Here is a 20765-nt window from a genome sequence, read left to right as displayed (position 1 = left end):
GGTATGTTCTTTGAGCCGACAATTATGACGGGTGTCACGCAGGACATGAAGGTCGCGCAGGAAGAGACGTTCGGACCATTGGCCCCGCTGTTCCGGTTTGAAACGGATGACGAGGCAATTGCCTATGCTAACGACACGATTTTCGGCCTGGCGTCGTATTTCTATTCGGGTGGCCTAAGCCGGGTGGCGAAGGTCTCGGAAGCTTTGGAATACGGCATCGTCGGAGTGAACACTGGGATCATCTCGACCGAGGTGGCCCCTTTTGGCGGGGTGAAGCAGTCGGGACTGGGACGTGAAGGCTCGCGTCACGGGATCGAGGATTACCTTGAGATGAAATACGTCTGTGTGTCAGTATAATTTTAGCATAAAAATAATGGGTTTAGGAGATTAACTAGACCTCTTATTGGGACAAATTACCCTCACTATTGGGACAGCCTTGGCCCCAGATTAGCGCTGAAACTGCTCACGGGTGTTCCGCTTCAATCACAAATGGATCACCTGTAGGTGGCCAGCGCAGAGTTGGTTCCAAGTTGGTATTACGACACATAATTTCACAGGGGCTGAACTCGTGGCCTAAGGGTCCGTGTTTGCCGAGATGGCTTTCAGGACCTCGCTACGGACCCGCAAAAGACCTTTTCAGTCTTTGAGGTCACTGCAAGAGGCTGTCGCAGGATCATACGCTAAGCCCTTGATGGACCCGTTCTTGATGCGCTCCACCACCTGATCTACGGCGCACAACGGGACCAAAAACCATTCCTGAGGCGTGATGGATGACCGAAGCGATCTTTGGTCTCGATGTCCAGACAGGCACCTTCGAAGATGCGGTGAGGGAGATTCTCAAGCGTCACACGATTAATGTTGTAGAGTTCGTAGGTGGTGACAATCTCCACATCAGCCATCAGGAAGGTCGGACCCAGTTTTGCATTGGCCGCCCGTTTTTTAACGCTGCCACCGGTTAAACCGAACTTGAGTAGAAGGGCACGATTCTGAGCGACGACGGGTAGGTCGGGTCTGCATTGGGACCATGTGAACCAAAACCACGCCCAGAAGGTCGCTGGATGGAAGCGCAAACCAGGCGATACGGCAAGGCGGTATTGGGATCAGATTGCCGGGGATGCCGGGCTCAATGCTCGTGCGGTTCGTCTCCGGGTTCAGGAATTGGTCGATATGATGGGTGCAGCGCGTGTGGACGCGACGCAGGGTGTGACCAACCAAGCCGGAGCATCAGCAGGGATGGTTCAGCATGTGGCAGAACTCGTCGAACGGAACGCTCTTCGGATAGCCGGGCGGCTCAGCGACGAAGACTGATCGACCCAAAGTAACGTGCTTTCTGGCTGTAAGGTGTTCAACGGTTTTACCAATGATCTCCGTAGGCAAAATCGTTCTCCAGAGCGTTCCTGCCTGGAATGAAACTCGAACCGGTGTATTCTCGAAACGCCTGGTGAAAAGGCAACCCAGCGGTTCGGTTTCGAAACAGGGTGTCGAGAGACGCCGTATGCGTGGTTGTTTTACAGCCAAGGACAGCCAGTTTGGAGAACTCAAAAACCACCGTTTTCAATATTGCCGTCACCTCTTTCGCCGCAACAGCGCTGAATTAAATGTGAAGTGAAAATCGCTTGCCCGATTGAACGGATAACCAATCAGACCCAAACTTATTTGAAGAATATTTTGCTGACCGCCAAGGATTGACCTTCGGCGCGCGTCATAACAATCGTAATGCGTATGGCAACCTCTGATGAAGCCTTGGCCCGTGCCGCCGCTGGTGGCGACCGTGATGCCTTTTCCAGCCTGATCTCGCGGAATTATGATCGCGTGTTTGGTCTTGCGTTCCGTCTGACCGGACGGCGCGAGGAAGCGGAGGATTTGTGTCAGGATGTTTGCGCGTCGTTGCCTTTCAAGTTGGCGGCGTTTCGGGGTGAGGCGCGGTTTTCGACTTGGTTGTACCGCGTTGTGGTGAATGCAGCGCACGATCGACGACGGCGCGCCGCGACGCATGCGCGAGCAGCTGTTTCCTGGGGCGAGGTCGAGATTTCGCGGCGGGCTGAGGCGGCTGAGGCGGCTGAGGCGCAAAGCTGGCTGCAAGGCGCGATGTCCGGATTGTCCGATGAGTTGCGCGATACGATGGCCTTGGTTCTGGACGATGAGATGACCCATGCGGCGGCAGGCGAGGTTCTGGGTTTAAGCGAGGGGACGATTTCCTGGCGGGTGTCTGAGGTCAGAAAGCGTCTTCGGGCGATGAAGGAGGCAGAGGCATGAGCGACGAGTTCGACGATCTGAAGGCGGCAATGACCGCCGCCACACCTGAACCCGATGCGACGCGCAGGGCTGCGAACTTGGCTTTGGCGGAAGAAAATTTTGCCCGGACCCAAGGATTGCCGGATCAGCGGCGTCCTATGTCTGAGCGTGGCCCACTGGCCCGCCTTGGACATGGAGTGAAAACGATGCTGAATGTGATGACAACGCGGGGCGGTTTGACGCTGACGACGGGTTTGGTGGCTGTGGGCTTGGTGATGGTATTGCCGATGGGGCGCAATTTGCTGACGCCGCCTGCGGAGTTGCAACGCGGTGAGGCGACCTTGGTGGATGTCGACAAGGCGATACGGGAAGATCGCTCGGCTACGGCTCAGCTTGGTGGCCAGACGGCCGAGGTGCAAAGCGCTCCGGTTGCGCCACGCGCACGCCTTGAAGCGGATCTAGCGGATGATACCGCTTTTTTAACAGAGCCAATGATGGAGGCTGAGGAAAGCTTTGTTGCATCTCCGGCAAGCAACGGGGCTGTTGCCAACCGGTCGGCAGAGCAACTTTTGGTTGCGCCTGACGCAAAGCGATTGGTGGTACCGAGCGATGCTGTTGTCGTGCCGGAGGGCGATACAGAAGCCTTCGCCAATGCCGAGACATCGCCTTTGAAAATAACAGCAGATGAACCGGTTTCGACGTTCTCGATTGATGTGGATACGGCCTCTTATGCGGTCGTGCGGTCGTCGCTGACGCGGGGCATGATGCCGCCGCGTGAGGCCGTGCGCGTTGAGGAAATGGTAAACTATTTCCCTTATGCCTATGCGGAATCGAATGGTCCGGACCCGTTTGAACCGACGATCACCGTGATGCCCAGCCCTTGGAACGCTGGCACCAATTTGGTGCATATCGGCATTCAAGGTGATCTGCCTTTGGTGGAAGATCGCCCGGCGCTGAACCTTGTGTTCCTGATCGACACATCGGGGTCGATGCAGGATGCGAACAAGCTGCCGCTCTTGAAGCAGTCGTTTCGGTTGATGCTGGCAGAATTGCGCCCCGAAGATGAGGTTTCGATCGTGACCTATGCCGGATCCGCCGGGCAAGTTCTGGAGCCAACGCGCGCTGCCGAACGCTCAACGATTTTAGATGCGTTGGATCGGCTGGCGGCTGGGGGCTCGACTGCGGGTCAGGCCGGGTTGCAACAGGCCTATCAAGTGGCGGAAGCCATGGCCGGGGACGGCGAGGTGACGCGGGTTATTTTGGCCACGGACGGCGATTTCAACGTGGGGCTGTCTGATCCAGAGGCATTAAAGGATTTCATTGCAGACAGGCGCGAAAGCGGCACGTATTTGAGTGTTTTGGGCTTTGGGCGTGGGAACCTCGACGATGCGACGATGCAGGCGCTTGCGCAGAACGGCAACGGGACGGCGGCCTATATTGATACTCTGTCCGAGGCGCGCAAGGTGCTGGTTGATCAGCTGACCGGGGCTTTGTTCCCGATTGCCAATGACGTGAAGATACAGGTCGAGTTCAACCCGGCTGAAATTGCGGAATATCGGTTGATTGGGTACGAAACCCGCGCGCTTCGTCGTGAGGATTTCAACAATGACCGCATCGACGCGGGCGAGATTGGTGCGGGTCATTCGGTGACGGCGATTTATGAGGTGACGCCGGTCGGATCCGATGCGGTGCGCACGGGGCCGCTTCGGTATGGAGATGGCGAAGCCATAGGTGAGGCAGGCGAACTTGGGTACTTTAAGATGCGCTACAAAATGCCTGGCGAAAGCGTAAGCCGGTTGATTGAAGAGCCGATCTTGCCGGGGCAAGGCGAGGCTGGCTTGGATGCGCAGTTCTCGGTTGCGATGGCGGGTTTCGGACAGCTATTGCGGGGCGGCGATTATCTTGGCGCGTGGAGCTGGGGCGAGGCGATTTCCTTGGCGACGGATGCGCGCGGTGAAGATGCGTTTGGCTATCGCGCGGAAGCCGTGACGCTGATGCGATTGGCGCAAAGCCTGTCGAAGTAAGACCTACGGGCAGTTGCGGTAAGAGGAAGGCGCGCGGTTTATCGGACCGCGCGCTTTTCGTTTTAGGATTTTGGCAAGTCTTCCTCGATATAGGTGTTGATGATGTCGTGGAAGTTTGATTCTGCCCTGAAACCAAGGGCTTTGGCGCGTTCCGGTGCGAAATCGCGAGGCCATCCCGCAACGATTTTAGCGACTGCGGCGTCGGGCTGGTGCTTTATCAGAGCGACCACATCGTTGCCCGCAATCTCGCGTAGGGCTTCGATTTGCTCTTCAACGGTGCAGCTGACGCCCGGCAGGTTAAGGGCGCGACGTGACCCGACCCGTTCAAGGTCGATCGTACCGGCATGGCGCAGGAAACGCGCGGCGGCGCGCGGCGAGGCGTGCCAGTGGCGCACATCTGAGGTGACGGGCAGGATCGCTTCGTGTCCGTTCAATGGTTCGCGGATGATGCCGGAGAAAAAGCTTGAGGCCGCCTTGTTTGGTTTGCCGGGGCGCACGCAGATTGTGGGCAGGCGGATGGACAAACCGTCAAGAAAACCCTTGCGGCTAAAGTCGGAAAGCATGAGCTCCGAAATTGCCTTTTGCGCCCCGTAGGATGTTTGCGGCGCACACAGGAATGTGTCGTCAATCTTGTCAGGGTAGGGGGCTCCAAAAACAGCGATAGATGAGGTGAAGACCACGCGGGGGCGATAGATGCCGCCCGACGCCATGTGTTCGGCGCGGACCGTTTCGAGGAAATTCCAGAAGGCGCGACCATTCACTGTCCAGCCAAGGTCGAAATCGGTTTCTGCCTCGCCCGAGACGATGGAGGCCAGATGAAAAATCACATCGGGGCGCTTTGCGACAAGGGATGCCACAAGGGCGTCATCAGTCACGTTGCCTGTGACGCGGGTCGTGGCGGGGGCTCCGTTTTCGGCGAAACCAAGGTCGAAAAGCGTGACTGTGTCATCGGGCCCTGTAAGCGGCGTGGCTGCAAGTGCGTGGCTAAGCTTCTGGCCGACCATGCCGCCGCCGCCGATGATAAGAATGGATGTCATAGTTTACCCCCGTTTGATTTCAGGAGAGATTAGGGGGGATCGGTGCGGGTCACCAGATCGAACTGGCGGCATATTCTGGCTTAGGTATAATCGCGTAGGTACGGAAAGGACGTGATGTCTTGGTGAAGTTTGGAACCTCTGGATTGCGCGGCTTGGCGGATGATCTGAGCGACGATGTCGTTCGCCGCTATGTCTATGCATTTGTTCAGGTATTTCCGCATGATGGTGTGCTGGTTGTGGGGCGAGATTTACGCGCTTCGTCGCCCCGGATATTACGTGCGGTGGCAGAAGGCGCAGCCCTTGCGGGCCTGCGGGTTCTGGATTGCGGGGTGGTGCCGACGCCGGCGCTTGCCCTTGAATGCGCCGCGCGCGGGGCGCCAGGGGTAATGGTGACGGGGTCGCACATCCCGGCGAATCGCAATGGACTGAAGTTTTACACCCGCGACGGTGAGTTCACCAAGGCGGATGAGACGGCGCTTTTACAGGCACTTGAGGGGCCGCGAGTTGCGCACGAAGCCCGTCCTGCCAAGACCGAGAAATGCGGCGCGGCGGCGGCCTATATCGCCCGTTATCTAGAGTTTTTTGCGTCCGGGGCATTGAAGGGGCAGCGGATTGGGGTCTGGGAACACAGTTCGGCCGCGCGGCAAGTCTTGCCGGAAATATTGACAGGGCTTGGGGCGGACGTGGTCGCACTTGGCCGCTCAGAGACCTTCGTGGCGGTCGATACCGAGGCCATCAGCGGCGTTGTGCGCGATCAACTGGCGGGCTGGGCGGCCGCGCATCGGTTGGACGCGGTGGTTTCGACAGACGGCGACGCGGATCGCCCGCTTCTGGCGGACGAAGCAGGCCTGTGTGTGCCTGGGGACATTCTGGGGCCGCTTACGGCGCGGGCTTTGGGTGCGCGTGACATCGTCACAACGGTTTCGGCCAATACGATGGTTGAGGCGATGGGGCACTTTCTAGAGGTCTCGCGGTGTCGGATTGGGTCACCCTATGTCATTGAAATGATGCAAGACCGGATCACCGACGGGGCGCGATCTGTGATCGGTTACGAGCCAAACGGCGGGGTTCTTTTGGGGTTTGAGGCGGAACTGGACGGACGCCGATTGCCGCCTTTGATGACGCGAGACGCGGTTCTGCCGATTGTCGCGGTTTTGGTGGCCGCTGCGGGGCGATCCGTGTCGGAGTTGGTTTTGAGATTGCCTGGACGGCGAACCGCGACGGATCGGCTGACGGACGTGCCGTCCGACGTGTCGGCGGTGATTGTGGCGGAGGTTTTGGCGGGTGGATCAGGTCTGATCCCACCTGAATTGGGGGCCATCGCGGCGATTGATACGACGGATGGGGCGCGGATGACGCTGGACGCCGGTGTAATCCTGACGATCCGGCCCTCCGGTAACGCGCCCGAGCTACGGTGCTATGTCGAAGCGGACGGATCGCAGACGGCTTCGACAGTACTGGACGAGATGTTGGCGCGTCTTGCAGCACGGGTTGCAGCTTTGCGGACGACATAGCAAAATCGCGGTGCAAACGGCCACCTGTTCTTGACAGGCAACGGACGCGGGCCTAGGCGGGAAGGGCTTTGGTTCCGCTGTGTTTCGATACGGTGGTGAAAAGGGAACGCGGTGCGGGCGAATGTGCCTTAATCCGCGGCTGCCCCCGCAACTGTAAGCGGCGAGCGACGGCTGATCGCGCCACTGGGACACATGTCCTGGGAAGGCAGGCTCTAGCGATGACCCGCGAAGTCAGGAGACCTGCCAAGGTTGTCACCCAGTTTGTCCTCGGGGTGAGGTCAAGCAGCGGCTGTCCGCAGCGGTGATTTTGCCGTTTGCGGAAAGCAATTACTTTCCAATGACTTAAATCGAAAACGGGCGCGCAAAATGCGCTGCCTGAATGCATTGGAGTAAGGATATGGGCGTGAAGTCTATCCTTTTGTTAACTGTCGCAGTGATTGCGCCGCAGACGGTGTGGTCGCAGGACGTCATTGAGTTGGACGAAGCGTTTATCTTTTCGGGCTTGTTCCCGGTCGAAGTAAACCGGACTGGATCAACGGTCGAAGTGTTGGACGCCGACGATTTGGCGGGGTCGGAAGTTGGCGTGGCAGGTGCGCTTGATCGTTTGCCAGGCGTGAGCGTGACATCGAATGGTGGGCTTGGAACATCAAGTGTGATCCGGGTGCGTGGTCTGGATGGGAAATACATCGGCGTGACCATCGACGGGATCGAAGTCACGGACCCGTCGCGCATTCAGAACACGTTCAATTTCGGCACGTTTACGCAAGGAATGCCAAGCCGGATCGAACTGGCGAAGGGTACGCAGACGACGGTCTACGGATCGGACGCGATTGCCGGAGCGGTGAGCATTACAACGTGGCGTCCCGAGGTGGATGGACGTTCGGGGCAATCGTCGCTTGCGGTCGGCAGCTTTGGCACGGCCAACGCAAGCTTGAGCTTTGGATTTCGTGATGAAAGCGGTGAAATTGCTGCGACAATGTCGCGCGTTCATAGCGATGGCTTTACGGCGCGTCCCGGAAATGACGAGGCCGATGGGTTCGATCAAACTGAGTTGAGCCTGGCAATTCGACGCAATCTGACGGACGCGGTGACGGTTGGTTTGACGGGACTTTATACCGATGGATCGTCAGAGTTTGATCAGTCGGATACTGACCCCTTGGCGCAATTGGATGAGACCCGCACGGGTCTGCGCGCATTTGCCGAGATTTCTGGCGGGGCGATCGATCACGAATTGTCCCTTTCGTATTTTGAGAACGAACGGAATGACCTGTTTTCACCCTTTACCAACAATTTCGTCGGTGAGCGTGTGAAGGCGGTTTACCTTGGAAACACGGATCTGTCCGGGGCGGTTTCGCTCGCTTTCGGCGCGGATTGGAGCGAGGAGAGCTCGACATTGGATGGCACCGCGTCCGATGCGTCAAACGGCGCGGTATTTGGCGAACTGCTTTATGCGCTGTCCAGTTCCACGGACGTGACGCTGGGATTGCGCCACGACGTCTATTCCGATTTTGATGATCAGACGACCGGGCGCGTTGCCGTGGTTCACCGCGGGGCGGGCGCACTGACGTATAAGGCGTCGATCGGGAACGGCTATCGTGCGCCCTCGCTTTACGAGCGCTTTGGTCCGTATTCGCCCGAGGTTGTGGAACTGCAGCCCGAAACAAGCCGAAGTGCGGATCTTGGGATCGAAGCCGCCTATGAGAATGCGTCTTATGGAGCCACGCTGTTTTACACCGAAATTCAGGATTTGATCGGGTTTGACGGCACGGCAGTAACCGCCGCGCGCCCTTTTGGCGCCTATTTCCAAGCGCCGGGCACCACGGTCAGCAAAGGTGTCGAACTTTCGGCCGAATGGACAATTGGAGCGGCAGATGTGTTTGCGAACTACACCTTCACGAATGCTGCGACCGAGGGCAGCCGGTTAAGCCGTGTGCCGCGCCATGACGTGACTTTGGGTGTATCGGGCGCATTAAGCGACACTCTCACCGGGACGTTTGATGTGCGGTCCGTGCGCGATACGGTCAACTTTGGCGCACCGATGGACGACTATACCTTGGCAAATGTGACGTTCACACAAAGCCTTGGCGAAGACAGGGATGCATTTTTGCGGATCGAGAACATTTTTGACGAGGATTACGAGTCCGTTCCGGGGTACAATTCCGCCGGTCTATCCGTCTTCGTGGGGCTTCGTGCGTCGTTCTAAATCCATTCTGAAAACACTGGCCTTGGCGGGATATCTCGCCGGGGCTCTTCCGGTTTGGGCTGCGGATGCGCCGGGCCGGGTCGTTTCGATGAACCTTTGCACCGATCAATTGGCGATGATGTTGGCGGCTCCGGGGCAGTTGGTGTCGGTCAGCCGGATAGCGCTGGACCCGGTGTCGTCCGCAATGTCGGCCGAAGCGGCGGCCTACCCGATCAACGCAGGGATCGCGGAAGAAGTCTTTGCGCTCGCGCCAGATCTGGTTCTGGGCGGCACCTATACTGATCCCTTTGCCGTCCAGATGTTGCGCGATCTTGGGATCGAAGTTGTGCAGTTCCCAATCGTATCGCAGTTGTCGGACATCCCGGATGTCGTGCGCCAGATGGGCGCGGCGCTTGGGCGGGTGGCGACGGCAGACATCCTTGCGCGTGAGGTCGAAGCGCGGCTTGATACGATTTCAAACGTGACTGATGAAGGGGTGCCCGAGGCTGCATTTTTCTTTGCGAACGGGTACTCTCTTGGGGCGGGAACGTTAAGCCATGACATCGTGACGAAGGCGGGTTTTGCGAACCTTGCCGAGCGTTTGGGGCGTAGCGGCGGTGGACGCTTGTCGTTGGAAGAGCTGTTGTTGAACCGCCCGGATGTTTTGGTGTCGGCGCAGCCCTATCCGGCGGCGTCGCGGTCGGAAGAGATCATGGCGCATCCCGCGTTGGACGGCATTCCGCGTGTGGCAAGTGGGCCGGAATGGGTCTGTGGGACGCCTTTGACGTTGAGGGCATTGGACCAAATGGTGGCCCTGCGTGAGACGTTGGAATGACGTCTGATCTGTTGAGTGTACGAGTGGACCGGCCGTGGTTAACGGTTGCGCTGCCCGCGACATGGCGGGCGTTGAGTTTCGCACCGTACCGGCCGGGTGATGTCGCGTGCGACCGCGTGCTTTGGCGTGAGGTGCGCGACCAGGACTTAACGCAGGATTTTGACGCGGTGGGCTGGTTGGCGGGCGAGGTCGGATCGAGGGATGCGGTGGCAATGCTGACCTCGCGCAATGTCGATCGCTTTGTGCATCGGCGTGCGGTCGTGGACGGTGTCGTGGCCGAGGCTGTGGCGACCGTTGGCTTGTCGAATGCCGAACGCATCGGCACGCGGCGCGACTTGCCAGACGGCAGTTATGGGACAATCAATGTGGTGGTCGCAGTGTCCGAAGGTTTGACGCCAACAGCGCGGATCGAAGCCCTGTCGATTGCCGCATCGGCGCGCACTGCTGCGGTTATGGAGGCCGGATTCCCGGTCGAAGCTGGCATTGCGACGGGGACCGGAACGGATTGCCTTGTGGTGACATCTCCGGTCGGGAAAAGTGGATTCGCAGGGATGCATACGGGTATTGGAGAGGCGGTTGGGGCTTGCGTATTCGCGGCGGTGGCGCAGGGTGTTTCGGACTGGTTGGCCGAGCGGTAGATTTGGTTTTTGAAAGTTTGAAGGTGCGCTTTTAAGGAATTGGCAACGTTTCGAACTGCCCGAACTCGATGCGGGCGTTCCACGGGTCAACGTGGTCGGTTTCGGCCATAAGGGCGCGGTAGACGCCTGCGTGGCTGACCCAAAGCGTTGGTTCGCGGTCGCGGTTCGCCAAAGCATTTCGGGTGCGATTTTGAAGCATAGCGACGCTCTCGCCACCGTGGGGGCGGGCGTGGAAGAAATCGTCGGCCCATGTGTCAAGTTCGGCGCGGGGGATGTCGTTCCACCGCGTATTTTCCCAATCTCCGAAGTCCATTTCGATCAGGTTGGGGTCCTCAATGACCGGGACGCTTCGCCTTGTTGCTATGGCTGTTGCAAGCTTTTGGCAGCGGCTGAGAGGGCTTGTGGCAATCTGTGTGATGTGCGGCAAGGTTTCGGCCAGGCGGTTTGCGACGGCATTAAGTCCGGGGGCCAGATCAAGATCGGTGCGGCCATAACAAAGCCCGTCGGGTGCGGCGGGTTGGCTGTGACGCAGGAAGATCAGAGGCATGCGAGGAGGACGAGCGGGATCAGCGCTTCAGTCAGTTGCTCGACCGCGCCGAGCGCGTCGCCAGTGTATCCGCCGAGGCGTGCTTTTAGACGGCGCGCTACTAGGGCAAGGAGGGCCATCAGCGCCAGGACAACGGCGATTGCGGGGGTGATCCCGATGGTGAGAATAAGCGCAATTGCAATCGCGGCGCCAACCCAGAGCGCAGCATCGGTGCCTTTCGGAGCGCCCGCCATGAAGCCAGCCGCGCCACCGGACCGGGCATAAGGCAGGTGTGCCATGAGCCACGCCATCGCAAAGCGCCCCAATCCGTGACCAGCGATGATAGCGACGAGCGCTGAAGTCAGCGGCAACATCGTCAGTGCGGTAATTTTGATCGCGAGCGTCAGACCTAAAGCGAGAACTCCATAGCTGCCAATGCGGCTGTCGTGCATGATCTCAAGGGCGCGATCTCGGTCGCCGCTGCCGCCCAATCCATCGGCGACATCGGCAAGCCCGTCCTCATGAAGAGCGCCCGTCAAGAGCATACCTGCGGCGATGGTTAACAGCGTTGCGAGGGCTTGCGGGATGATGAGAGACAGGCCCCAAAACAGCGCAGCAAGCGCAACTCCGATGGCGAGACCGACGGTCGGGTACCACCGCACAGCGCGCGCCATGGCGGCGTCAGAATGGGCGACGGGCGGCAGCCGGAGACGGGTCAGAAAGCCCGCCGCAAGCACCAGTTCCACCCGTGCGTTTGTCATGCTGGCCCCGAAATTCCGGCATCTTCAAAGCTGGCCATATCGGTTAACATCCGCGCGGCGGCCTGAACGAGCGGCCACGCCAAAAGCGCGCCGGTGCCTTCGCCAAGCCGCAATTGCAGATCCAAAAGCGGCGCGGCATCGAGAGCGGAAAGCATAGCGGCGTGGCCCTGTTCCTGACTTTTGTGGGCGAAGACCATAGATTGTCGCACGCCTGGATTGAGGCGCGTCGCGACCAATGCTGCGGCCGTGGCAATGAAGCCATCAACCAGAATGACGCGGCGAGCGTCGGCCGCGCCAAGCATGGCCCCAGTCATCATCGCAATCTCGAACCCGCCGTATTCTAACAGCGCCGTTTTCGCGTCCAAGGGGCCAGTGCGCGCGGCGGCTTGGGTGAGAATTTCCTCTTTCGCGGACAGGCCAGGGTCATCAAGTCCGGTGCCGCGCCCTGTCAGAACATCAAGGCCGACTTTGGTGATTTTGTGGGCGAGCATCGCGGCGGAAGAGGTGTTGGCGATGCCCATTTCGCCAAAGGCGACGGCGTCCCAGTCTCCGTCAGCGCCAAGCACGCGCCCCTTTTCAAGTGCCTCATCGGCTTGATCCAACGTCATCGCAGGTCCGTTAAGGAAGTTTAGCGTGGCCGGAGCAATACGGCGGTCGATGAGGTTTGGATCGTTGAAGGGCTCTCCAGCGACGCCCGCATCCACGACGCGCAACGCAGCACCGGTGCTGGCTGCAAAGACGTTTGCCGCTGCCCCTTTACCGAGGAAATTCAACACCATCTGCCGAGTGACTTCTTGGGGAAAGGCCGAAACGCCAGCGGCGGCAATCCCGTGGTCGGCGGCAAAGATCGTAAGCTGACAGTTATCCATTCTGGGTGACAGACTGCCTTGCACCATGGCGATCTGCACGGCGAGATCCTCAATCCGGCCAAGCGCGCCCAAAGGCTTGGTCTTCATGTCGATCTTGCGTTGAAGATCGGTGGCGAATGTCGTTTGGTCTGTCACGGCTTTTCCTGCATTAACGGTCAAGCCTGCTTACGAATTTGTGCCACGCGCCGCAACCAAAGGACGCCGCCATGACCGACGAAGTTGACATCAATGCCCGCCACAAGGCGCGGATGCAAAAGATCAAGGCCGCCCGTGATCGGATCATGGAAACCAAGACCGTCGAGAAGGGGCTGATCATTGTTTTGACCGGGAACGGCAAGGGCAAGTCGTCGTCAGGATTTGGGATGATTTTCCGCTCGATCGGGCATGGAATGCCCTGCGCCGTAGTGCAGTTTATCAAAGGCTCTATGCAATCGGCCGAGCGTGATTTGCTGAAGGCCAAGTTTGCCGACGAATGCCCGGTGCATGTGATGGGTGAGGGATTTACCTGGGAAACACAGGACCGGGAGCGGGATATTGTCATGGCCGAGGCTGCATGGGAAAAGGCGAAAGAGCTGATCCGAGATGAACGCAACCAGATGGTGCTTTTGGACGAAATCAATATTGCGCTTCGATATGACTACTTGGATGTCGAGGATGTTGCGGATTTTCTGGTCAACGAAAAGCCCGCGATGACCCATGTAATCCTGACGGGGCGAAGCGGCAAAGACGTGTTAATCGACATCGCGGATTTGGTAACAGAGGTTAAGGAAGTGAAGCATCCGTTCCGAACTCAGGGTGTGAAGGCGCAGCCCGGAGTGGAGTTTTAGGCCCATGCCTCGCGCGCTGATGGTGCAGGGGACGGGCTCGAATGTGGGCAAGTCGGTGATCGTTGCGGGGCTGTGTCGCGTGGCGGCGAACCGAGGCCTTACGGTCAGGCCTTTCAAGCCGCAAAACATGTCGAACAACGCCGCCGTCACAGATGATGGCGGTGAGATTGGTCGAGCGCAAGCCTTGCAGGCATTGGCGTGTCGGGTGCCGATGTCGGTCCATATGAACCCCGTTTTGTTGAAGCCGGAAAGCGATACCGGGTGTCAGGTCGTGGTGCAGGGGCAAGTGCGTGGGCCACTCCAAGCGCGGGATTTCGGCGGGGCAAAGGCGGATTTGATGCCCGCTGTCTTAGAGAGTTTTGCACATGTTTGTGACGGCGCTGATCTGGTGCTGGTCGAAGGCGCGGGAAGCCCGGCCGAGATTAACCTTCGTGAAGGCGACATTGCGAATATGGGGTTCGCTGTTGCTGCGAATGTTCCGGTTTTGCTGCTGGGCGATATCGACCGCGGCGGTGTGATTGCCCAGATTGTCGGGACGCAGGCGGTGCTGGAGGCAGAAGATCTCGAGATGATCCGCGGTTTTCTGATCAACAAGTTTCGCGGTGATCCAAGGCTTTTTGACGAGGGCTATGATGGAATTGAAAATCGCACTGGATGGCCGGGGTTTGGCGTAATCCCGTGGTTCAATGATATTGGGATGCTGCCCGCCGAGGATGCCGTCGATTTGGAGCAAAACGCAGGTGACGGTGCGTTTCATATCGCCTGCCCAATGCTTAGCAGGATTGCGAATTTTGACGATTTGGATCCGCTTTTGGCCGAGCCGTCCGTGCGGCTGACAATGGTGCCGCCGGGGCGGGCCTTGCCGGGCGATGCGGATCTTGTGATCTTGCCGGGGACCAAGTCGACGCTGGGTGACTTGGCGTTTTTCCGCGCGCAGGGGTGGGATGTTGACTTAAAGGCGCACGTGCGGCGTGGGGGCCATGTTCTTGGGATCTGTGGGGGATATCAGATGCTTGGGGTTCGGTTGCATGATCCTGATGGGCTGGATGGTCAGGCTGCATCCGTTGATGGGCTCGGATTGTTGGATGTCGAGACGGTGATGTCGCCATCGAAGTTTTTGACACGTGCGCGGGCGACGCACGCAGCGAGCGGCGTGGCGTTTGATGGATATGAAATTCATATCGGGGTAACTCAAGGGGCCGATACAGAGCGGCCATTTGCCAAGATCGGCGGCGTGCCGGATGGTGCAGTGTCTGCGGACGGGCGGGTCTCTGGGACATATTTGCACGGGCTGTTTTCTGACGATGCATTTCGCGCGGCATGGTTGAATGCGCGCGGCATTGCGGCGTCCGGCACGCAATATGGGGCTGATGTGGACCGCGTTCTGGATGATTTGGCGGCGCATTTGGAAGCGCACGTTAAGATTGATGAACTTTTTGCTGCGGCTGGTGAGGTCTAGGTTAACGCAGCCTCCAGCCTTTGCCACTCGGACGAATTACCGGGAAGACCGAGGCGGATCCAGCTGTCGGAATAGGGGAAAATCCGGCTCCAGATTTGAGCGCGGGCAAGGGTGTCTTGGGCCGCTTTTGCGTCCGAGGTTTCGTACAATCTGAACAGCGCAGTTCCGCCAATACATTGCCAACTAGCGGCGACGGCAATGGCGTCGATGCGGGCGGTTTCGGTGGCGAGACGGGCGCGGGTTTCGGCCTGCCAGCTTGTGTCCGCGAACGCCCGTGCGCCAATTTCCAACGCTGGTCCAGAGACGCACCACGGACCAGCGGCCGCGGTCATTTTTTTGATGAGATCGCGCGGGCCAGCCGCAAAGCCGAGGCGAAGACCGGCAAGGCCAAAAAACTTTCCGAAGGAGCGCAACACAATTACATTCTGCGGCGTGGGATGGGAAAGGAGAGAGCGTTCCGGCGTCGCATCCGCAAAGCTTTCGTCGACGACCAAGAGGTCGACAGATCGGGCGATGTCAGACAGCATTTCCGGCGTGAAAACCGTGCCGGTCGGGTTGTTTGGGTTGACGACAACCGCGAGGTTTGCGCCAGTTAATCCGGCGACATCCGGCACCTGATCGACATGCCACCCCACGTTTGTCAGCGCGGCTTCGAACTCGTTGTAGGTGGGCGCAAGGATGCGTGCGGCTCCGCGGATTCTTAGGTGCGGCAAAAGTTGGATTGCGGCCTGCGCGCCGGGAAGTGCGACAAGGGCCCAATCTGTGTCATATTCTATGCGGGCAGCATCTAGGAGGCGGGCATGTGCATCTGATCTGGGAAGCGAGCGCCATGAATTATTATCTACGTTATCAATAGGGTAGGGCGCTCTGTTGATTCCGGTAGAAAGATCGATCCAGTTGGCTTCGATCCCACCGAATGAATTGATAGCAAGCCCCATGTCTCCGCCGTGATCGCGCGGCGTTGTCATAGAATTGCGATGACGATCAAGAGCGCTGCGAGAAGCCCCACTGCGCGCAAATAGAGGTGAACTGCGCGATCTATATCGGCAGGCGTTGGGTCGGGGGCGTCCTCGTTTAAGAACGGATCGTCGCTTGGGCCTTCGGGATAAAGGCGCGGTCCGGATAGGCACACATCGAGCGCTCCGGCCATGGCCGCCTCGGGCCAGCCTGCGTTGGGGGACCGGTGGGTTGTTGCATCCCTAAACGTAACGGTAAGGGCGCGAACTGGGTTCGGTTGCACTACGGAAAACAACAGCGCGGTCAGGCGGGCTGGCACCCAATTTGCGATGTCGTCAAGGCTGGCGGCGGAACGGCCAAAGTCGATGTGACGCTCGGTTTTGTGGGCAATCATGCTGTCGGCGGTGTTGATTGCCTTGTATGCGGCGATGCCGGGCAGGCCGAAAAGAACGCCCCAAAAGACCGGCGCGACGATCCCGTCGGAGGTGTTTTCAGCGAGGCTTTCAATTGACGCGCGTGCGATACCTTCGGTGTCGAGCGCATCCGGGTTGCGACCGACGATACGGGCGACGGCAATGCGCGCGGCCGCTAGATCTCCGGCTTTGAGCGGGGCCTCAACATCGGTGACGTGGCTGTACATGCTGCGGGATGCGACCAGCGGGGCGGCGAAGAGGCCGGTCAGAAGAACACCGATCAGTCCGTCGGGAAGGATCGCCGCGATGAGGGCAGTCGGGAGGATGGCAGTGGCGAGAACAATCGCCAGCGTAATGCGGCCCCAAGAGCGCTTTTGCGCAGGCGAATCTTCAGGAAGGTTAAAGCGCTGATCCATGTGATTGATCAGTCGACCGATCCATGAAACCGGATGGCCGATTGTGCGAAATAGCCTGTCCGGCCAGCCGAACGCACCTTCTGTGGCCAATGCCACCACCATCGCCGCTGCCGACATGTCCTGTCCCCTGCAAACCCATTGATTGAATGGCACCGGTGAGGGCGTTATGCAACGTTGACCTTATCGGGGAAGGCAAGTGCATGGGCAGGATCATACTGGTGACAGGCGGCGCGAAGTCGGGGAAATCGGCTTGGGCCGAGGATCGTATCCGCGCGCTTGGCGGCAATCCGGTTTACATTGCTACGGCGCAGGCTTTTGACGACGAGATGGTGCGACGGATTGCGGACCACTTGTCCCGGCGCGGCGATGGCTGGACGACATTGGAAGAGCCGCGCGATCTGCCTCGGGTTTTGGATGAGACCGACGGGGCGGGGCCACGGTTGGTGGATTGTCTGACGCTTTGGTTGTCAAACGAGATGCTGGCGGATGACGGCGATTGGCGTAAGTCTTTGCAAATATTGACTAAGTCTCTTGAACAACAAACAGCGCCGGTGATTTTGGTTACCAACGAAGTCGGCTCGGGCATTGTGCCGGACAACGCCCTTGCACGTCAGTTTCAGGATGCCGCGGGCGTGGTTAACCAGGCCATCGGCGCGATCGCGGATGAGGTTGTGCTGGTCGTTGCCGGGCAGGCTTTGACGATAAAGTGCGGCGCGGCTTAGTTTTCCGCGACCATCAAACCTTCATCTTTCAATTTCTTATGGGTTTCGTCGATGGCGCGGTACGCACGTTCCGCCAACAGGTCAATCTCGTCTGTCGTGATCGGAAGCGGTGGGCAGATGATCATACGGTCGCCCACATGGCGCATCACCAGATTGTTGGCAAAACAGCGTTCGCGACAGATAAGACCCGCGGTTCCAGGCCCGCCAGCGAAGGCTGCGCGGCTGGACTTATCAGGTGTCAGCGCGATCGAGCCCATGAGGCCGACGATCTTGGCTTCGCCCACAAGCGGGTGCTCTGTCAGGGCTTCCCATTTTTTGCGCATGTAGGGGGCGGCGGTGTCGCGAACGTGGTCGATGAGATTTTCCTCTTCGATGATCCGCAGGTTTTCAAGCGCGACGGCGCAGGCGACCGGGTGGCCGGAATAAGTGTAACCATGGTTAAATTCGTCTTGGCCAATGGTATCCGCAATCTCGTCTGACAGGATCGAACCGCCGATAGGCTGATAGCCGGACGACAGGCCTTTGGCGATCGTCATAATGTCGGGCTGGACGCCGATGGTCTGGCTGCCGAACCAGTTTCCGGTGCGTCCAAAGCCGCAAATGACTTCGTCAGCGATGAAAAGAATGTCGCGCTCTTCGCAGATGCGCTTGATCTCGGGCCAATAGGTATCAGGCGGAACAATCACGCCACCGGCACCCTGAATAGGTTCGGCGATAAAGGCGGCAACGCGGTCTTCACCAAGTTCATCAATGGCTTGCTCTAATTCCCGAGCGCGGGCGAGGCCGAAGTCTTCGGGTGACATCTGACCGCCTTCGGCCCACCAGTCTGGTTGGTTGATGTGATGAATATCGGGGATGGGCAACCCGCCTTGGGCGTGCATCGCCGCCATCCCGCCAAGCGAGGCGCTGCCCATTGTCGAGCCGTGGTAGGCGTTCTTGCGGCTTATGATGATGGTTTTCTCGGGCTTGCCCTTCATCTCCCAATAGCGACGCACGACGCGGATATTGGTGTCGTTGGCGTCCGAGCCGCCGCTGGCGAAGAAAACATGGTTAAGATCGTCGGGGGCGAGTTCGGCCAGTTTCGTCGCGAGCGCGATGGCCGGAACGTGGGTGGTTTTGAAGAATGTGTTGTAGAAGGGCAGCTCACGCATTTGACGTGCGGCAACATCGGCAAGCTCGCCGCGGCCATAGCCGATATTCACGCACCAAAGGCCCGCCATCGCATCAAGGATTTGCACGCCCTCACTGTCATAAAGGTAGACGCCCTTGCCGCGCTTGATGACGCGCGCGCCCTGTTCGGCAAACTCTCCCTGTGTGGAAAACGGGTGTATGTGATGCGCAGCATCAAGGGCCTGAAGGTCGGCAGTGGGCATGTGGTTGGTGATGACGGGCATGGGAGGCCTCCAGCGAACGGGCGTTTGACATAGAGATATGATCAAATTTTATGCGCGGTCAATCCGCGATGCGACAGCTCTAATCGGAAAGCGTCAATCGAACCTGTCCGATGCCTTGGCGAATGTCGTCGCCGATGGCCTGTGCGGCGCGTGCCGGATCGCCCTCGCGCAGGGCGGTAAGGGCCTCGTCGTGCTTGTCGGGCAAGTTCGCTGTGCCAAATCGACCACAAACGATTCGCAGTGCAGGCCCGCTTTGAAGCCATAGAGATTGTGACAACTTGCTTAATACGGGGGCATCGGCCTGTTCATAAAGACTGAAATGGAAGCGGTAATTATACTCGAGATAGCGTTCGACGTTGCCAGACGCGATGGCGCGGTCGATCTCCTGATCCAAAGCAACAAGGTCGCTCAGGCATTTGTCTGACATGCGCCGCGCCGCCAGCTCGGCAAGCCGTGGCTCGATTGCCAGACGCGCAAAACCTATCTCGTCGAGCGTTCTGCGCGTCATGATTGGCACCGTAACACGGCGATTTCCCCCGATTTCTAAGGCTCCCTCGGCGGAAAGACGTCGGATTGCCTCGCGCACGGGGGTCATCCCACCGCCGATCAAATCGACGAGGCCCTGGATGGTAACCGCTTGCCCCGGGAGCAGAACTCCGAACAAGATCATAGCTCGAATCTGGTGATAGACTGCCTGATGCTCGGGGCGTTTCGCGACGCTTTTGTCCATTCCGGCAGTCCCTGGTCAGTTTTGTCGGGGCGGCCTCTCAAAATGGCGTTCCCTTGAATTAGCTTGTTTATGTGTCACTATTTGATCAAATATATGCGCAAGTGCCAATGGGAGAGTAAAGTGAAAATCAAATTAGCTACAATGACGGCCGTGATCGCGCTTTGTGCGAGCGCCGCTGTCGCGGATGAAGTGCGTGTTTATAACTGGTCGGATTATATCGACGAGGCCCTGCTTGAAAAGTTTGAAGCCGAAACCGGAATCGAGCTGATCTATGATGTCTTCGATTCCAACGAGGTTTTGGAAACGAAAATGCTTGCGGGCGGATCGGGCTATGACGTTGTCGTGCCGACGGGCGATTTTCTGCAGCGTCAGATTTCAGCCGGTGCTTTTCAGGCGCTTGATTTTGACCAGCTGCCAAATTCGGCGAACCTGTGGGACCTGATCAAAGACCGCACCGAGCAGTATGACCCCGACAATGCCTATTCGGTTAACTATATGTGGGGCACCACGGGTATCGGTGTTAACGTTTCTAAAGTGACCGAGATTCTGGGGGAAGACGCCCCGATCGACTCGCTGGAGTTGATCTTTAATCCGGCTAATATAGAAAAGCTGGCGCAATGCGGCGTCTATATGCTGGACGCGCCAACCGAGGTTATTCCAGCGGCTCTGACTTATATCGGCGAAGACCCGAACACATTCGACGTAGACCTTATCAACAAAGCCGGCGATGTGCTTTTGGCGGTTCGTCCACATATCCTGAAATTCCACAGCTCGGAATACATCAACGCGCTGGCCAACGGTGATATCTGCGTCGCCTTTGGATGGTCCGGTGATATTCTGCAGGCGCGCGACCGCGCTGATGAGGCCGAGAACGGTGTCGAGATTGCCTATAATGCGCCGAAGGAAGGTGCGTTGATGTGGTTTGACCAAATGGCAATTCCAGTTGATGCGCCAAACCCGGAGGCAGCCCACATGTTCCTGAACTTCATTATGGATGCTCAGAACATGGCCGCGGCGTCGAACTATGTTTACTACGCCAACGGCAACAAAGCATCGCAGCCTTTTCTGGAAGAAGATGTGATCGGGGATCCAGCGATTTACCCGTCGGACGAAACACTTGAGAAGCTTTACACGCCTGTAGCTTACCCACCGAAAGTGCAGCGTGTCATTACACGGCTCTGGACCAAAGTGAAGTCGGGTACGTAAGATCAGAATTGGGCGCCCGG

At 58.5% G+C, this 20765-nt stretch carries 21 protein-coding genes and 1 riboswitch; of the genes, 12 read left to right on the top strand and 9 right to left on the bottom strand.

Annotated elements, in window-relative coordinates; genetic code table 11:
* Positions 1-357 (top strand): aldehyde dehydrogenase family protein (locus AC221Y_RS07275; RefSeq protein ID WP_486707075.1); only part of this gene is annotated, 357 nt, incomplete at its 5' end.
* A gap of 368 nt (positions 358-725) precedes the next feature.
* Here the strand turns inward: AC221Y_RS07275 and AC221Y_RS07270 are convergent.
* Positions 726-1070 carry a GIY-YIG nuclease family protein gene (locus AC221Y_RS07270; RefSeq protein ID WP_486707074.1) on the bottom strand — a complete coding sequence of 115 codons (345 nt, stop codon included), beginning with the start codon at positions 1068-1070 and terminating at the stop codon, positions 726-728.
* Here AC221Y_RS07270 and AC221Y_RS07265 point away from each other — a divergent pair.
* The 3 genes from AC221Y_RS07265 (at position 1027) to AC221Y_RS07255 (ending at position 4259) form a co-directional block, all read left to right on the top strand.
* Positions 1027-1308, top strand: a complete 282-nt coding sequence (locus AC221Y_RS07265; protein WP_299753533.1) for a hypothetical protein — start codon at positions 1027-1029, stop codon at positions 1306-1308. The two genes, AC221Y_RS07270 and AC221Y_RS07265, sit on opposite strands and share 44 nt — an antisense overlap.
* Positions 1309-1722: 414 nt before the next feature.
* Positions 1723-2256, top strand: coding sequence for an RNA polymerase sigma factor (locus AC221Y_RS07260; RefSeq protein ID WP_299753541.1), 534 nt, complete (start codon positions 1723-1725; stop codon positions 2254-2256).
* On the top strand, positions 2253-4259 hold the full coding sequence (locus AC221Y_RS07255; RefSeq protein WP_486707073.1) for a vWA domain-containing protein: 2007 nt from the start codon (positions 2253-2255) through the stop codon (positions 4257-4259). The genes AC221Y_RS07260 and AC221Y_RS07255 overlap by 4 nt, the downstream gene beginning before the upstream one ends.
* 62 nt (positions 4260-4321) lie before the next feature.
* On the opposite strand, the gene denD is transcribed toward AC221Y_RS07255, so the two are convergent.
* On the bottom strand, positions 4322-5296 hold the full coding sequence (denD, locus tag AC221Y_RS07250) for a D-erythronate dehydrogenase (protein WP_486707072.1): 975 nt from the start codon (positions 5294-5296) through the stop codon (positions 4322-4324).
* A 122-nt stretch (positions 5297-5418) separates the two neighbouring features.
* Between denD and AC221Y_RS07245 the strand changes: the two genes are divergently transcribed.
* From AC221Y_RS07245 to AC221Y_RS07230, 4 genes are all read left to right on the top strand, one after another.
* Positions 5419-6810, top strand: coding sequence for a phosphohexomutase domain-containing protein (locus AC221Y_RS07245; RefSeq protein ID WP_299753539.1), 1392 nt, complete (start codon positions 5419-5421; stop codon positions 6808-6810).
* 52 nt (positions 6811-6862) lie between these two features.
* A riboswitch (cobalamin riboswitch) is annotated at positions 6863-7072 on the top strand.
* 135 nt (positions 7073-7207) lie between these two features.
* Positions 7208-9013 (top strand): TonB-dependent receptor plug domain-containing protein, encoded by a 1806-nt coding sequence (locus AC221Y_RS07240; protein ID WP_486707071.1) that lies wholly within the window; start codon positions 7208-7210, stop codon positions 9011-9013.
* Positions 9000-9827: an ABC transporter substrate-binding protein gene (locus AC221Y_RS07235; RefSeq protein ID WP_486707070.1), complete on the top strand. Its 828-nt coding sequence runs from the start codon at positions 9000-9002 to the stop codon at positions 9825-9827. Before AC221Y_RS07240 ends, AC221Y_RS07235 begins: the two co-directional genes overlap by 14 nt.
* Positions 9824-10465 (top strand): adenosylcobinamide amidohydrolase, encoded by a 642-nt coding sequence (locus AC221Y_RS07230; RefSeq protein WP_486707069.1) that lies wholly within the window; start codon positions 9824-9826, stop codon positions 10463-10465. The genes AC221Y_RS07235 and AC221Y_RS07230 overlap by 4 nt, the downstream gene beginning before the upstream one ends.
* Positions 10466-10496: 31 nt before the next feature.
* Here the strand turns inward: AC221Y_RS07230 and AC221Y_RS07225 are convergent, their stop codons facing one another.
* Genes AC221Y_RS07225 through cobT form a run of 3 tightly spaced genes read right to left on the bottom strand, consistent with a single transcriptional unit; the run spans position 10497 to position 12756 of the window.
* Positions 10497-11012, bottom strand: coding sequence for a histidine phosphatase family protein (locus AC221Y_RS07225; RefSeq protein ID WP_299753523.1), 516 nt, complete (start codon positions 11010-11012; stop codon positions 10497-10499).
* Positions 11003-11752, bottom strand: a complete 750-nt coding sequence (cobS, locus tag AC221Y_RS07220; protein ID WP_299753521.1) for an adenosylcobinamide-GDP ribazoletransferase — start codon at positions 11750-11752, stop codon at positions 11003-11005. The genes AC221Y_RS07225 and cobS overlap by 10 nt, the downstream gene beginning before the upstream one ends.
* Complete coding sequence (gene cobT / locus AC221Y_RS07215; protein ID WP_486707068.1) at positions 11749-12756, bottom strand: nicotinate-nucleotide--dimethylbenzimidazole phosphoribosyltransferase; 1008 nt, start codon at positions 12754-12756, stop codon at positions 11749-11751. Before cobT ends, cobS begins: the two co-directional genes overlap by 4 nt.
* 71 nt (positions 12757-12827) lie before the next feature.
* Between cobT and cobO the strand changes: the two genes are divergently transcribed.
* Both cobO and AC221Y_RS07205 read left to right on the top strand, forming a co-directional pair.
* Positions 12828-13448 carry a cob(I)yrinic acid a,c-diamide adenosyltransferase gene (gene cobO, locus AC221Y_RS07210; RefSeq protein ID WP_299753517.1) on the top strand — a complete coding sequence of 207 codons (621 nt, stop codon included), beginning with the start codon at positions 12828-12830 and terminating at the stop codon, positions 13446-13448.
* Between the two features lie 4 nt (positions 13449-13452).
* The gene (locus AC221Y_RS07205) at positions 13453-14907 is read left to right on the top strand and encodes a cobyric acid synthase (RefSeq protein WP_486707067.1); all 1455 of its coding nucleotides are present in this window, start codon (positions 13453-13455) and stop codon (positions 14905-14907) included.
* Here AC221Y_RS07205 and cobD read toward each other — a convergent pair.
* The gene (cobD, locus tag AC221Y_RS07200) at positions 14904-15875 is read right to left on the bottom strand and encodes a threonine-phosphate decarboxylase CobD (RefSeq protein WP_486707066.1); all 972 of its coding nucleotides are present in this window, start codon (positions 15873-15875) and stop codon (positions 14904-14906) included. The two genes, AC221Y_RS07205 and cobD, sit on opposite strands and share 4 nt — an antisense overlap.
* Complete coding sequence (cbiB, locus tag AC221Y_RS07195; protein WP_486707065.1) at positions 15872-16810, bottom strand: adenosylcobinamide-phosphate synthase CbiB; 939 nt, start codon at positions 16808-16810, stop codon at positions 15872-15874. Before cbiB ends, cobD begins: the two co-directional genes overlap by 4 nt.
* Before the next feature lie 83 nt (positions 16811-16893).
* Here cbiB and cobU point away from each other — a divergent pair, with 83 nt between their 5' ends.
* Complete coding sequence (gene cobU, locus AC221Y_RS07190) at positions 16894-17415, top strand: bifunctional adenosylcobinamide kinase/adenosylcobinamide-phosphate guanylyltransferase (protein ID WP_486707064.1); 522 nt, start codon at positions 16894-16896, stop codon at positions 17413-17415.
* Here the strand turns inward: cobU and AC221Y_RS07185 are convergent.
* Positions 17412-18809 carry an aspartate aminotransferase family protein gene (locus tag AC221Y_RS07185; protein ID WP_486707063.1) on the bottom strand — a complete coding sequence of 466 codons (1398 nt, stop codon included), beginning with the start codon at positions 18807-18809 and terminating at the stop codon, positions 17412-17414. The genes cobU and AC221Y_RS07185 overlap by 4 nt on opposite strands.
* Positions 18810-18888: 79 nt before the next feature.
* Positions 18889-19539 (bottom strand): GntR family transcriptional regulator, encoded by a 651-nt coding sequence (locus AC221Y_RS07180; RefSeq protein ID WP_299755119.1) that lies wholly within the window; start codon positions 19537-19539, stop codon positions 18889-18891.
* 141 nt (positions 19540-19680) lie between these two features.
* Between AC221Y_RS07180 and AC221Y_RS07175 the strand changes: the two genes are divergently transcribed.
* A complete protein-coding gene (locus tag AC221Y_RS07175) occupies positions 19681-20745 on the top strand; it encodes a polyamine ABC transporter substrate-binding protein (protein ID WP_486707076.1) in 1065 nt (354 codons plus the stop codon).
* Positions 20746-20765: the final 20 nt, after the last annotated feature.

Source organism: Boseongicola sp. (genome assembly GCF_057460485.1).
Note: the sequence above shows the minus strand (reverse complement) of the source record. Positions and strands in the feature narration are given on the sequence as shown.

Bases quoted from the DNA above. Each gene is read 5' to 3' on its own strand.
- cbiB (WP_486707065.1), bottom strand. From the start codon at position 16,810: ATGTCGGCAGCGGCGATGGTGGTGGCATTGGCCACAGAAGGTGCGTTC.
- AC221Y_RS07230 (WP_486707069.1), top strand. From the start codon at position 9,824: ATGACGTCTGATCTGTTGAGTGTACGAGTGGACCGGCCGTGGTTAACG.
- AC221Y_RS07240 (WP_486707071.1), top strand. From the start codon at position 7,208: ATGGGCGTGAAGTCTATCCTTTTGTTAACTGTCGCAGTGATTGCGCCG.
- cobO (WP_299753517.1), top strand. From the start codon at position 12,828: ATGACCGACGAAGTTGACATCAATGCCCGCCACAAGGCGCGGATGCAA.
- AC221Y_RS07255 (WP_486707073.1), top strand. From the start codon at position 2,253: ATGAGCGACGAGTTCGACGATCTGAAGGCGGCAATGACCGCCGCCACA.
- cobD (WP_486707066.1), bottom strand. From the start codon at position 15,875: ATGACAACGCCGCGCGATCACGGCGGAGACATGGGGCTTGCTATCAAT.
- AC221Y_RS07260 (WP_299753541.1), top strand. From the start codon at position 1,723: ATGGCAACCTCTGATGAAGCCTTGGCCCGTGCCGCCGCTGGTGGCGAC.
- cobS (WP_299753521.1), bottom strand. From the start codon at position 11,752: ATGACAAACGCACGGGTGGAACTGGTGCTTGCGGCGGGCTTTCTGACC.
- AC221Y_RS07180 (WP_299755119.1), bottom strand. From the start codon at position 19,539: ATGGACAAAAGCGTCGCGAAACGCCCCGAGCATCAGGCAGTCTATCAC.
- denD (WP_486707072.1), bottom strand. From the start codon at position 5,296: ATGACATCCATTCTTATCATCGGCGGCGGCGGCATGGTCGGCCAGAAG.
- cobU (WP_486707064.1), top strand. From the start codon at position 16,894: ATGGGCAGGATCATACTGGTGACAGGCGGCGCGAAGTCGGGGAAATCG.
- AC221Y_RS07175 (WP_486707076.1), top strand. From the start codon at position 19,681: ATGACGGCCGTGATCGCGCTTTGTGCGAGCGCCGCTGTCGCGGATGAA.
- AC221Y_RS07185 (WP_486707063.1), bottom strand. From the start codon at position 18,809: ATGCCCGTCATCACCAACCACATGCCCACTGCCGACCTTCAGGCCCTT.
- AC221Y_RS07225 (WP_299753523.1), bottom strand. From the start codon at position 11,012: ATGCCTCTGATCTTCCTGCGTCACAGCCAACCCGCCGCACCCGACGGG.
- AC221Y_RS07205 (WP_486707067.1), top strand. From the start codon at position 13,453: ATGCCTCGCGCGCTGATGGTGCAGGGGACGGGCTCGAATGTGGGCAAG.